The sequence below is a fragment of the Rufibacter sp. DG15C genome (assembly GCF_001577755.1).
Taxonomy (GTDB): domain Bacteria; phylum Bacteroidota; class Bacteroidia; order Cytophagales; family Hymenobacteraceae; genus Nibribacter.
Genome location: NZ_CP010776.1, coordinates 389653 through 402674 on the forward strand (window position 1 = coordinate 389653; position 13022 = coordinate 402674).

Annotated in this window: 11 protein-coding genes; 5 read left to right on the plus strand and 6 right to left on the minus strand. The window is 49.1% G+C overall.

What is annotated here, in order from left to right:
• Window positions 1–32 precede the first annotated feature (32 nt).
• A complete protein-coding gene (locus tag TH61_RS01700) occupies window positions 33–1118 on the minus strand; it encodes a bifunctional 3-deoxy-7-phosphoheptulonate synthase/chorismate mutase type II (protein WP_066512417.1) in 1086 nt (361 codons plus the stop codon).
• A gap of 105 nt (window positions 1119–1223) precedes the next feature.
• On the opposite strand from TH61_RS01700, the gene TH61_RS01705 reads away from it, so the two are divergent.
• Window positions 1224–2411 (plus strand): proline dehydrogenase family protein, encoded by a 1188-nt coding sequence (locus TH61_RS01705; RefSeq protein ID WP_066505048.1) that lies wholly within the window; start codon window positions 1224–1226, stop codon window positions 2409–2411.
• Window positions 2412–2567: 156 nt separating this feature from the next.
• Here TH61_RS01705 and TH61_RS01710 read toward each other — a convergent pair whose 3' ends face one another.
• Window positions 2568–2798: a hypothetical protein gene (locus tag TH61_RS01710; RefSeq protein ID WP_066505050.1), complete on the minus strand. Its 231-nt coding sequence runs from the start codon at window positions 2796–2798 to the stop codon at window positions 2568–2570.
• A gap of 143 nt (window positions 2799–2941) precedes the next feature.
• Between TH61_RS01710 and TH61_RS01715 the strand changes: the two genes are divergently transcribed.
• The 3 genes from TH61_RS01715 (at window position 2942) to TH61_RS01725 (ending at window position 5473) form a co-directional block, all read left to right on the plus strand.
• Window positions 2942–3526, plus strand: a complete 585-nt coding sequence (locus TH61_RS01715) for an RNA polymerase sigma factor (protein ID WP_066505058.1) — start codon at window positions 2942–2944, stop codon at window positions 3524–3526.
• Between the two features lie 53 nt (window positions 3527–3579).
• Window positions 3580–4704 carry a serine protease gene (locus TH61_RS01720; RefSeq protein ID WP_066505059.1) on the plus strand — a complete coding sequence of 375 codons (1125 nt, stop codon included), beginning with the start codon at window positions 3580–3582 and terminating at the stop codon, window positions 4702–4704.
• A gap of 226 nt (window positions 4705–4930) precedes the next feature.
• A complete protein-coding gene (locus TH61_RS01725; RefSeq protein WP_066505060.1) occupies window positions 4931–5473 on the plus strand; it encodes a hypothetical protein in 543 nt (180 codons plus the stop codon).
• Between the two features lie 80 nt (window positions 5474–5553).
• Here TH61_RS01725 and TH61_RS01730 read toward each other — a convergent pair whose 3' ends face one another.
• Window positions 5554–6393, minus strand: a complete 840-nt coding sequence (locus tag TH61_RS01730; protein WP_066505062.1) for an energy transducer TonB — start codon at window positions 6391–6393, stop codon at window positions 5554–5556.
• A 326-nt stretch (window positions 6394–6719) separates the two neighbouring features.
• Between TH61_RS01730 and TH61_RS01735 the strand changes: the two genes are divergently transcribed.
• A complete protein-coding gene (locus TH61_RS01735; RefSeq protein ID WP_066505066.1) occupies window positions 6720–8828 on the plus strand; it encodes a carboxy terminal-processing peptidase in 2109 nt (702 codons plus the stop codon).
• A 90-nt stretch (window positions 8829–8918) separates the two neighbouring features.
• On the opposite strand, the gene TH61_RS01740 is transcribed toward TH61_RS01735, so the two are convergent.
• From TH61_RS01740 to ggt, 3 genes are all read right to left on the minus strand, one after another.
• The gene (locus TH61_RS01740) at window positions 8919–10082 is read right to left on the minus strand and encodes a PLP-dependent aspartate aminotransferase family protein (RefSeq protein WP_066505068.1); all 1164 of its coding nucleotides are present in this window, start codon (window positions 10080–10082) and stop codon (window positions 8919–8921) included.
• A gap of 121 nt (window positions 10083–10203) precedes the next feature.
• Window positions 10204–11124: a PorP/SprF family type IX secretion system membrane protein gene (locus tag TH61_RS01745; RefSeq protein WP_066505070.1), complete on the minus strand. Its 921-nt coding sequence runs from the start codon at window positions 11122–11124 to the stop codon at window positions 10204–10206.
• Between the two features lie 104 nt (window positions 11125–11228).
• Window positions 11229–12935 carry a gamma-glutamyltransferase gene (ggt, locus tag TH61_RS01750; RefSeq protein ID WP_066505071.1) on the minus strand — a complete coding sequence of 569 codons (1707 nt, stop codon included), beginning with the start codon at window positions 12933–12935 and terminating at the stop codon, window positions 11229–11231.
• Window positions 12936–13022 lie beyond the last annotated feature (87 nt).

Genomic DNA, 13022 nt, shown 5'->3' on the forward strand with positions numbered 1-13022 from the left:
TTTCTGGGAAATAGGCCAAAAATGACCAATGCTTAATTGTCTTTTTTTACCACCTCCGTCTGAATCCTGATGGACTCCACGTGAATGAGTTGGTAGAGTTCTTGGATGAATTCTGGATGCAGGTTTAGCTGGATGGCCCAATCTGGACGGGTCAGAAAAATCTCATTCCAGCGCTCCAGTTGCAAAATGGCCACGTTGTTTTCTTTCTTGTCCTCTCCTATCTGCTCTACCACGCGCATGCGGCGGGCCAAGGCTTCCAGAATCTCACGGTCGGCACGGTCAATCTTCTTTCTCAGTTCTTCGGCACGGGACACAAAGGCCTGGTCGGGCATGCTGCGCACTTGTAGTTTGGCCAGAATCTCGCCTAACACCGCAGGCGTAATCTGTTGATCGGCGTCAGAAAGAGCGGCCTTAGGGTTGGGGTGCGTCTCAATCATGACGCCGTCAAAGTCCAGGTCCAACGCTTTTTGGGACAATGGATAAATCAACTCAGGTTTGCCGCTAATGTGGCTAGGGTCTACAATGATGGGCAGGTTAGGATACTGGGCTTTTAACTGCACCGGTATCTGCCACAGCGGAAGGTTGCGGTATTGGCTGGGCTCATAGCTGGAGAAACCTCTATGGATGGCGGCTACATCCGTTACACCCACGGCCCAAAGGCGTTCAATGGCGCCGGCCCACAAGGCTAAATCTGGGTTCACGGGATTCTTGACCATCACGGGGACCCTGGTACCGCGCAAGGCCTCAGCTAGTTCCTGCACTGCAAACGGGTTCACAGTAGTGCGCGCGCCAATCCAGAGCACGTCTATGTTGTGCTTGAGCGCGAATTCAATGTGCTGGGGTTTGGCCACCTCGGTGGCCACGGGCAGGCCGAATTCATGGCGCACCTCTTGCAGCCAAGCCATGCCTTCCAGGCCCACGCCTTCAAACGTGCCGGGCTTGGAACGGGGCTTCCAGACCCCGGCCCTAAATATATCTACTTGTAAGTCCTTCAGTTGGCGGGCGGTGTCCAGGACCTGTTCCCGGGTCTCGGCGCTGCACGGCCCGGCAATAGCCAAGGGTTTGCGGCGCAGTTTGCCCAACTGATGGAAATAATTGTCTTCTTTTCTACTCTCCATGTCTACCCTTTCTTTCCTGAAATACGGTGCTTTGTTTACGCAAAACATTCCCTTTCAGAGAGCGGTTTTTGGTTATCTTTGTGGGTCTAAATTAGCATATATTAAATGAATCCTGACCCTAAAGTTTCATTTGACAATACCGCCATTGCGTTTGCAGACCAATCTAACGCCAAGCTGTACAAGACCTACCTCTTGTTTGCAGCCATGAACAACAACTCTCTGGTGAAAATGGGAGGCACCATGATGCGGAAAGCGCTGGAGTGGCATCTGCCCGTAAAAACCCTCATCAAGAAAACCATCTTTGAACAGTTCTGCGGCGGCGAAACCATTGAAGAATGCACGCCAACCATTGAGCGCTTGGGCAAGTCTAACATCGGCACCATCCTGGACTATTCTGTAGAAGGCGAAGGCAGCGAGCAGAGCTTTGACCATACCGCCCAAGAGATTATTGCCACCATTGAGCGGGCGCATAAATCCACCCACATTCCCTTCTCCGTTTTCAAGGTGACTGGCGTGGCAGACAGCGCTATCCTGACCAAGGTGCAGAAAGGACAGATTTTGACTGCGGCAGAGCAGACGGCGTATGACAAAGCCAGAGCCAGAGTCAACTCCATCTGCCAGCGGGCCTTTGAGCGCGGGGTTAGAATTTTTGTGGACGCAGAGGAAAGTTGGTTTCAGGAGACCATTGACCAACTCACCTATGAGATGATGGCCCTTTATAATAAAGAGCGCGCTATTGTTTACAATACCTACCAACTCTACCGCCACGACCGGCTGGATGTGATCAAACGCGATTATGAGAATGCGGTGCGGGACGGGTATTACTTAGGCGGCAAGTTGGTGCGCGGCGCGTACATGGAGAAAGAAGCCAGAACTGCGCAGCAGCAGGGTTACGGCAACCCCATCAACCCCAGCAAGCAAGCCACGGATGATTTGTACAACGCCGCTCTTACATTTTGCGTGGAGCATGCAGACAGGATTGCCATCTGCGCCGGTACCCACAACGAGGATAGCTGCTACGTACTCATGCAATTGATGGCCCAGCACGGCATCCAGCCCAATGATGAGCGATTCTACTTTGCGCAGCTGCTAGGCATGAGTGACAACCTCTCCTACAACCTGGCGCATGCTGGGTACAACGTGGCCAAGTACGTACCATATGGTCCGGTGGAGGCTGTGATGCCTTACCTGTTGCGCCGTGCAGATGAGAACACCGCCATTGCCGGGCAGAGCAGCCGCGAGTTCAACCTCATTAGTAAAGAGAGAGCCCGCCGCAAGAAGCAAAACGCTTAAAAAAATTCAAACCCTCGTTTTTGGCCTGTTTTCTGGAAAACAGGCCAAAAACGAGGGTTTCTTTTGCCCCATACGTTTCAAGAGGCACAAAAAAAACGTCTCCCATGCAAAGCACAGGAGACGTTTTTAAACTGCGTACCAGAGGCACGCGGTTAATTACTGAGCAGTAGTACCAGTAGTGGTAGTAGTAGCAGTAGTGTCAGTAGTAGTAGTTACTGTAGTGTCAGTAGTAGTAGCGTCAGTTGCAGCAGCGTCAGTAGCAGTTGCATCAGTAGCTTCAGTTGTAGTCTCAGTAGTAGTTGTTTCAGTAGTCTCAGCAGTTTTAGACTCGCAAGAAGCGAAAACGAACATACCAGCAACTAGGGCAAGAGAAAATACCTTTTTCATTTTAATGGGTTTTAAAGGGTTTTAGCTTTAATTTTCACCCTTCATACCACTACCCCCCGGGAGGTAACCCACGTTTTCAGAAAATTTTTTTATTTTTTTCTGATGGGTTACTAAATCCCTGAACCTGTATTAATTGACATAGCATGAGTAGCAAGGCGCTAGCGTCCGATGCCGACATTATAGAAGGAATCAGGAGAGAAGACGAATCGGCTCTTTCACAGTTGTATAAGATGCACTTCCCCATGGTGCTGCATTTTGTATACAACAACAATGGTTCTGAGGATGACGCTAAGGATATTTACCAGGAAGCAGTCATTGTCTTCTACGAGAAGATCAAAAGCGGACAACTGGAACTTAACTGCCAGATAAAGACGTACTTATATTCCATATGCAGACGTTTATGGTTAAAAAGGCTCTCTAGAAGCAGCAGGTTCAGCAACGGTTTAGGTTTAATTGAAGATACTGAGTCTGAACTGGCCCACGTAGAGGAAGAGGTAGACCAGGCAGAGGAGAATGAACTCAAGTTTGCCGCCATGGCCTCTGCCCTAGATCAACTGGGTGAGCCTTGCAAAACCTTGCTAGAGGACTTTTACATTCAAGGCATGGGCATGCCTGAGATTACAGAGAAGTTTGGATACACCAATGCAGACTCTGCCAAGAACCAGAAGTACAAATGCCTCATGCGTTTGAAGAAGCTCTTCTTCACAGATTACCAGGCGCCCATGTGACCGCCTGACGTGCATCAGAAATACAGGCACCTACCTAACGGGTGAGCATCTATATGAGTGAACGGGAATTATACGAACTGATTGAACGGTACCACCAACACCAGGTCACCTCTTCTGAGCGGGCCCAGTTGGAGGAGCGCATAGCTTCTGATCCGGTTTTCGCGCAGCGGGTGCAGGATTTTAAGACCTTGACCGCCACCTTGCAGTCTCATGGCAAGCAGAAAGTGCTACGCCAGCGCTTGAAAGGTCTGCACCAGGAGTGGAAAGCCGAAAATCCAACTCAAACGAGAACGGCACCAGCCACCGTAGCCACACCGGCACGCAAAACGCCGGCCATCCGTCTTTTCTTAAAACAGTACTCTGCCACCATGATGGTAGCGGCCACAGTGGCTATTGTCACGGTGTTCAGCAGCTTGATGGGCATGGAGTTGTGGCGTTCGGCTAACCAGCAGCAGACGGCCCGTTACGTGGAATTGCGCCGCGAAGTGGACGCCCTTAAGCGCAAGCAAAACGCCTTGTTGCAGGATGCCACTTCCACGCCAAGAGCATCAGTGAACCCGGGCCAGTTCACAGGTTCTGGCTTCGCTTTGACGGCAGACGGCTACTTTGTGACCAGTTATCATGTGATAGAAGGCGCAGACTCTTTGATGATTGAAAACAAAGCCGGCGACAAGTTTAAGGTAGTAGAGGTCTACTCTGACCAGGTGCGTGATTTGGCCTTGTTGCAAGTGGTAGATACCGCGTTCCACGGCTTTGGTAAACTGCCTTATTCGTTCAAGTCTAGTGAGAGTGATTTAGGCGAACGCGTGTTTACGCTCGGGTATCCAAGAGAAGACCTGGTGTTTGGTGACGGAACCTTAAGCTCAAAGTCTGGCGTTTACGGAGACACGTCATCGTACCAAATCTCCATACCGTTGAACCCTGGTAACAGCGGTGGTCCATTATTGGATGACAGAGGCAATATGATTGGCGTGATTAGCGGAAAGATGCTGGGTGTGGATGGAGCGGCCTTCGCAGTGAAATCTGCCTACCTTTTAACTTTATTGGAGCAATTACCGGCCAGCAGATTGCCGCAGCCGGTGAACCTGCCAAAGACAAATAGCTTAGCCGGTACCTCAAGACCGCAGCAATTGAAGAAATTGCAGGACTTTGTGTACATGGTGAAAGTCTACAACTAAGACCCTTTATTCTATCTGTTTTTCGGGTGTTTTCCCGGAAACTCTGTCAAAACGCCCGTGGCTCTACCACGGGCGTTTTTTCATTATAGCAAGAATGGACTTTGTGAGCGAGTGTAACTTATACGGATGACCTGCGTTTATCAATTCACAAGAATCAATTGGCCGGTAAACGGCCGGCTAATTTGTTTTACTTATGTTACACTTACTAAACATTAAACAACGAACTATGGAAAATCACACTGGAAACACCAGCAGCAACCGCATGATGACGGGTATGTTCAAAGATAGAGAGAGTGCCGAGCGTGCGTACAATGCGTTGCATAGCCGCGGTTACTCTAAAGATGATGTAAACGTAATTATGAGCGATGACGCCCGCAAGCGTCACTTCTCAGATAGCCATAACAATGATACTGAACTTGGTGACAAAGCCTTAGAAGGTGCTGGCGCTGGTTCTGCCATTGGTGGTACTCTTGGTGCTATTGTGGGTGCCATTGCAGCCATTGGTACTTCAGTAGCCTTGCCAGGTTTAGGATTGGTGATTGCCGGTCCATTGGCAGCTGGTCTTGCCGGTGCTGGTGCTGGTGGGTTAACAGGTGGTTTACTAGGAGCTCTTGTAGGTTCTGGTATTCCTGAAGACCGCGCCAAAGTATATGAGTCTGGCGTAAAAGAAGGCAACATTGTGATGGGGGTAACTCCTCGCTCTGCTGAAGACGCTGACTACTTTGAAAACGAGTGGCGTACTAACCGTGGTGAGCATATCTACAGATAGTAGAAGTTCATCAATTAGCATAAGAAATCCCCGGCTCCTCTTTTGGTGCCGGGGATTTCTATTTTAAGACGGATCTAAGGTTAGTTCATCTGTAGTCTAATGGGCAAAGTGAACTTTACCGGTACTGCGTTGCCGTTCTGCATGCCTGGTTTCCAGCGGGGCATTTTCTTTATGACGCGCACCACTTCTTCCTCGGTGCCATAGCCTAAGCCTTTCAAAACTTCAATGCCCCCAATCTCACCGGTAGGGCTTACCACAAAACTTAACACCACGGTTCCCTCAATTCCGCTTTTTTGGGCCGCAGGTGGGTAGCGCAAGTTCTTGCCTACAAACTTCATCAAGGCGTTCATGCCACCGTCAAACTCGGGCATTCTTTCCACAGAGATAAAGTAGCTTGGCTTGGCGGCACCAGTTTCCGCAGGTTCAGTGCCAGTTCCTTCAGGTGCACCTCCCTCCAAAGGCAAGGCGTTGGCTGATGGTTCTCCAGTTCCTTCATTGCTAGTTAGTCCAGCGGTGGCATGTTTCAATTGTTCCTGAGTTGGGACGTCTTCCTCTGCTGCTTGGGCATTATCCACTACCTTGGGAACCACATTCTTGATAGTAGGACCAGAGGCTGGCGGCGGAGTGGCAGGCTTTTCTATTTGCTTAACCTCAGCTAATGGCGGTAATTTAATCTCAGTTAGCACAGTTCCTCTGGTAGGTGGCTTCACAATTGGGAATGCATTTTCGTGCTTACCAGTTACTTTATTTACCAAGGCCGGGAAGGTGAACAGGAAAACAAACAAACCCACCGCGTAGAAACTGGCTTGGGTTAGATGCTTGGGATAGGCCCTGCGTAATTGATAGGCGCCATAGTCTTTGTTTCTGCCTTCAAAGACCATGTCATTTAAAGATTCTGGTTGGTTGTGTTTGGTTTCCATGGCTATTGGATGTTTGGTTGTATATCCTTTAGATGCAGAAACTCCTATATTTCCATAACCAGCTGATAAAACTTTTCACCAACTTGCCATTTTGCGGCTTTCATGCCAACTAAGGCCACATTCCTGAAAAATAGAACATTCCTTTCCAATCCTTTGTTTACTATTAGAACACAGGCTAGCGCTATGGACAATGGCACTTGCAGAAGTGTTTAAATAAGCCGACGGGTGTACACCTTTTAACTTTAAACTAACGTTTAAGAGAAAAAGCAAAGCCCCTAGAAACAGGCACTACTTTTGCATATATTTACTGACTTTATCACTGTAATATGCTCTCATTGAAAACAAAACTGGTTGCCTACGGTGCCGCTGCCTCAGTGGTATTTGGGATTGCCTCCTATAAACTTCTGGAAAAGGACGGCCCTACTGCCATCCAGAAGAACGAGGTACTGGCCAAGGTATTGATGCAGGGGCTTTCCTCTGCCCACTACTCGCCTGAGCGCCTGGACGATAACCTTTCCAAGAAAGCCTTCGCGCTCTATTTAGAGCGTCTGGACTATAATAAAAAGTTCTTACTCAAATCTGACGTGGACCAACTGGCTAAATACCAGACCCAGCTGGATGATGAGATCAAGAACGGTTCCTTCAAGTTCTTTGACCTGTCCATGACCCTTTTGAACAAGCGTTTAAAAGAGGCCGAAGGCTATTACAAAGAGATTCTGGACAAGCCTTTTGACTTTACCAAGGAAGAATCGATTGAGGTAAAACCAGATAAAATCAAGTTTGCCACCTCACAGGCTGCTTTGAAAGAAGAATGGCGTAAGTATCTGAAGTATCAAGCCCTTATTAGAGTAGCTGATGCCATGGACAGCCAGCAAAAAGCTGACACTACTGGCAACAAAGAACCTATCAAAACCCAGGCTGAGATTGAGGCTGATGCCCGCAAGAAAATAAAGGAAAGCTATGATGAGCTCTTCAAGCGGATGGGCCAATTGGAGAATGATGACTGGCGTTCAACCTATTTCAATGCGTTTGCCAATATATTTGACCCACATACGGAGTACTTCGCCCCTAAGGAGAAAGAAGACTTTGACATTGAGTTCTCTGGCACCTTAGAAGGGATTGGCGCGGTCTTAACAGAAAAAGACGGCTACATCAAAGTCTCTGAAATCACTCCAGGCAGTCCTTCTTACATGCAAGGCGATTTGAAAGCCGGTGACATGATCTTGAAGGTGGCTCAAGGAAACAAGGAGCCGGTAGATGTACAAGGCATGCGCCTAGACAAAGCAGTTACGTTGGTGCGTGGTAAAAAAGGCACTGAGGTTCGCTTAACGGTAAAGAAAGTAGACGGCACCATCAAAACCATCTCTATTATTAGAGACGTGGTAGTGCGTGAAGAAGGCTTTGCCAAATCTTTGTTGATCAACGGGCCTAAACCAATCGGATATATTCAACTGCCCGCCTTCTACGCTGACTTTAACGGCACCGGAGGCCGCAACAGCGGCGATGACGTAGCCACTGAGATTGAGAAATTAAAGCAGGAAAACGCCCAAGGCATTATCCTGGATTTACGCAACAACGGCGGTGGATCACTGCAAGACGTGGTAGACATGGTAGGATTGTTCATCAAGTCTGGTCCGGTGGTACAGGTGAAATCTGCCACGGGTGCCCCTGCCGTTTTGGAAGACCGTGATCCACAGGTGCAGTTTACTGGGCCATTGGTGGTGTTGGTGAATGAAAACAGCGCCTCTGCCTCTGAGATTATGGCCGCGGCTATTCAGGATTACAAGCGTGGGGTGATTGTTGGTAGCTCAACGTATGGAAAAGGAACCGTTCAACAGTTCTTTAACCTGGATCAAGTGTTGCCAGCTACGTTCAATGCCGTGAAACCACTGGGCCATGTGAAATTGACTACCCAGAAATACTACCGCATCAATGGTGGTACTACCCAAATGCGTGGTGTTACGCCAGACATTCAATTACCTGACACCTATTCTTACTTGAAATACGGTGAGAAGGAACAAGAGCATGCCTTGCCATTTGATGAGATTCCGGCGGCCAAATTCACTACTTGGCAGAGCCCGGCGTTACCAATAGACAAGCTGAAAGCTTCGTCTAAAGCCAGAATCACCAATAGCTCAACCTTCTCCTTGATTAACCAAGGTGCCATGCGCTTGAAAGACAGATCTGAGTCTACACTTCGTTCTTTGAAACTGTCTACCTACATGGCCGAAGAGAAGAAGAACCAAGCCGAAGCCAAGAAACTGGAAGACGTGCGCAAGAACATTCCGCAGCTGGATGTGGCCACTTTGAAAGCCGATGTAGCCAAATTAGCTGCTGATACGTCTGCCTCGGCCCGTTTCAGTGCTTTTACCAGAAACGCCAAGAAAGACCTTTATATTCAGGAGGCCGTGGCCATCTTGAAAGACGAGTTATAAACAGCATATAAAGTCATCCCATAAAAAACGCCGCTCTGCTAGACAAGGCGGCGTTTTTTGCTTATTTCCCAGAAAACAGGCTAAAAACGGCTAGCCCTTCATCTTAGTAAAAGCCTGCTCTAAGTCTTTAATCAGGTAGTCTGGTTCTTCCAAACCAATATAGAATCTGATGAGGTTGTAAGGCAGGTTGGATTTGTAGTTGCTGTCTCTATAGGATGCCACCGTTGGGTAGATAAGTGACTCATGTCCTCCCCAAGAGGCGGCCATCAAAAAATGCTGAAGGCTGTCACAGAAGCGCTCAATCTCAGGAACGTCTTCCGTGGCAAGTTGAATGGTGAACTGCCCAGTATTGTTGCGCATCTGCTTTTTAGCCAGTTCATACTGAGGATTGCTGGGCAAAAACGGCCAGTAAATTTTTGCCACTTCAGGGTGCTGTTCTAAGAAAGCAATGACTTGGCGGGTGGTGGCCGCAATGCGCTCCATCCGCACGGGCAGCGTACGCAAGCCCCTAATCAAAAGCCAGGCATCATGCGGAGAAAGGACCGCGCCCAGGGTCATGTATTCGTGTTCAAAGATGCGGTTGATTCTTTCCCTAGATCCGCAGATGATGCCGCCCATTACATCACTGTGCCCGCTTATGTATTTGGTAGCGGCGTGTACCACCAAGTCAATGCCCATGGCTGCGGGATTCTGGTACAATGGACTGGCAAAGCTGTTGTCTATAATGGTGAAGATGCTTTTCTCCTTGGCAATGGCCGCTATGGCTGCAATGTCCTGCAATTCAAAGGTAAAGGAGTTGGGGCTCTCCAAGTAATACAGCACCGTGTTCTCCTTGGTAGCCAGCCTATAGTTTTCTGGATCAGTGCCGTCTACCATGGTCACTTCTACCCCAAAACGCGGCAAGAACTTCTTCATGAGCGCATTGGCCCAAGTATAGGGTTTGTTTACGCAGACTACATGGTCACCAGCCTTCACCTGCGACAAGACCGCCGCCGACACCGCCGCAATGCCGCTGCCAAACGCGATGGCGTGCTCCATCCCTTCCAAGGCTGCTATCTTCTTCTCCAGAATATCTACCGTGGGATTATTGCCTCTGGTGTAAAAGTCCACCTCTGCCTCATGTTGCAAGGCAAACTTGAAGTCTTCTACTGTTGGGCAGGCAAAATTGCTGGACTGGATAATGGGCGGCGCCACGGCATTAAAATACGCGGCGCGGTCTTCGCCCAACTCATTCAAGATATAGGAAAGGTCCATGGTCACAGAATTGGTTCTGCTCTTTTTACTCCCTATTCCTTAATTGGTTTTGCCAGTGCTGGCTCATAAAAAAGGCTTGCCAACACTGGCAAGCCTTTTCTAATTGAAAGTATTATATTACCTAAAATCTCATCCTCAAGCTGGCCTCCACCTGCGGGTCTGGCTCATAGCCATTCTTCCCTTCCGTGAGGTCATAAGAACCCATCAAAGAGAATCCATTGGTAAGGTTTACCCCGGCATTAAGGCTCCAGGGTGCTTGCTCAAACTCAAAGCGTCTTCCGTCCCGGTGGGTAGCTCCCAGAGTCAGGAATTTGTAATTAGCCATAGCAGAATATTGTTTTGCCATTTGACCGCCTTTCAAAGGTTTATCTAAGAACAAAGAGGGCGTAAGCGCAATGTCCTCGGTTAGTGTGAATTTATAACCAGCGGTTAAGAACACTTCACGCTCATCATGTACTTCTGCCGCGCCAGACAAGTTAAAGGTAGGTTCTAGCAGGTTGGCAAACGTAGCCCCCGCAAAGAAGTCTTTCACATTCAGCCAAAGGCCAACATTAACATCTGGACGAAGGTCATTGTCATGCCCTACCATGGGCTTAAGGGCGTTGACCATAGAAAATTCGGCTAAGTCTACGTTCATGTATTTACCAGACAATTCTGCCCCAATCCCCAAACTACTTTCTGTGCCAAACCTAAAACGCTTGGTATAGCTTAAGCCTAATTTGCCCAGCCAGTAAGGACCAAACTGGTCATACAAGGCTACCACCCCTACGCCATTACGCGTAGTGTCACCCACGGTCCCATGGTAGTAGGCCAGCACAGACAAAGGTGCCGAAGAGGTTTTGCTGCTCCCCAAGGAATTTAAATGCGTAGAAATGCCCAACTCTTTTCTACCCTCTGAACCGGCAAAAGCGGGATTCAAGTAAAAGTAGTTTTGATGGTATAACCTAGGGATGATGGTTTGATGTCTTTCTGATAAACTCTGGCCCTGTGCCACGCCAGCGGCTAAAAATAGAGCGAAGGCTAGTACTTGTTTCAGTTTCATCTTCAGGATTTAGGTAAATATTGAATACAGTAATTTACCCTCCAACCTTATTAAATGTTTTAAAGTTCATACACCCTTCCAACCACCTTGACCAAAGCCTAATATTAATATCCCAAGGCGGTGTCATCTCCCCTGGGGTCAGCGCCACCTTCTAATTTACCAGAAGACAGCCTCAAAATCCCTTCAACAGCGCCATAGGGTGGTCTCTCCTGTAATTGATGTCCACGGCTTTGCAAGACTTGTCTGGTAGTAGTAGATAAAGCCCTTGGCTCATGCTCTATCCTGTCTGGCAGCCATTGATGGTGAAACCTGGGTGCGGCCACCGCTTCCTGCATACTCATACCATGCTCCAGCATGTTGAGCACGGTTTGAAAAACCGAGGTGATGATAGTAGAACCGCCGGGCGTGCCCACCACCATGAACAGTTCTCCGTTTTTCTCTACAATGGTAGGCGTCATAGAACTGAGCATGCGTTTGCCGGCCGCAATGGTATTGGCCTCCCCTCCTACCAAACCAAACATATTGGGCACTCCGGGCTTTACACTGAAATCATCCATCTGATTGTTCAGCAGAAAGCCAGCACCCTGCACTACTACTTTAGAACCGTAATTACCGTTGAGGGTGGTGGTGGCCGAGGCCGCGTTGCCCCATTGGTCCACAATAGAGTAATGCGTAGTTTGGTCGCTTTCTAGGCGTGGGCTGCCCGCCTGTATCTGTCCCGAGGGTGTGGCCTTGTCCATATTAAACGATGCCATGCGCTGCTGTAGATACGTTTTCTCCAGCAAACCATTCAAAGGCACTTTGTAGAATTCTGGATCTCCCAAGTGAGCGGCGCGGTCGGCGTAAACTCTTCTTTCGGCTTCGACCATGACGTGCACGGTATTGGGTGACTGCCAGCCCCAAGCTTTCAAGTCATAGGGCTCCACCATTTGCAATAACTGCAAGAGGGCAATACCACCGCTGGAGGGAGGCGGCATGGAGATGATCTTGTATTCTTTGTACTTGCCTTGGACCGGCGTGCGCCAAATTGCTCGGTACTCTTGTAAATCTTGGTGCGTCATGATGCCGCCGCTTTTCTTCATCTCCTGCACAATCAAATCAGCGGTTGCACCTTCGTAAAACCCAGCCCGACCTTTGTCTCTGATGCGGGTCAGCGTCAGTGCCAAGTCCTTCAAATGAAGCGTATCTCCTTTTTGCCATTCGGTGCTTTTAACCAGGTGGGACGTATGGTTATTAGCCTTCTGAAACTCTTGTTGTGCGGCATTAAGTCCTTTGGCTTCCCGCTCGGTAAGGAGAACCCCTCTTGTTGCCAAGTCAATGGAAGGTTGCACTACTTCGGCCCAAGAAAGCTTTCCCAGCTTCTGGTGCATGGTGACCATCCCTTCTACCGTTCCTGGTACGCCAGCCGCCAAGTGCCCCAGAGTGCTTAGTCCGGGTTTTACATTGCCTTGTGCATCTAGGTACATGTCCCGGGAAGCGGCTTTAGGTGCTTTCTCTCGGTAGTCTAGGGCGCCCACCTCGCCGGTGCTTTTCCGGTAGATAAGAAACCCGCCGCCGCCAATGTTGCCCGCCCTTGGGTAGGCCACGGCTAAAGCAAACTCCGTGGCCACCGCCGCGTCATACGCATTCCCGCCTTTCTGGAGAATAGCCAGACCAATTTTAGAGGCCTCTGGGTGCGCGCTCACCACCATGCCTCTGCTGGCTATGGCTCCCTTGTTGGTCTGGGTGGCAGCCTCTTGCTCTACAGACCTACAGCTTGTCCAGAGGAATAGCAATAGAACCAAGACAGAAGTGCTAGATGTATTTTTCATAAAGTCGTTTTTGGGCTACTTTCCGGAAAACAGGTCAAAAACGCCTGCCCTCCCTTTTGGTTACTTTTGTAAATAACAGAAATACGA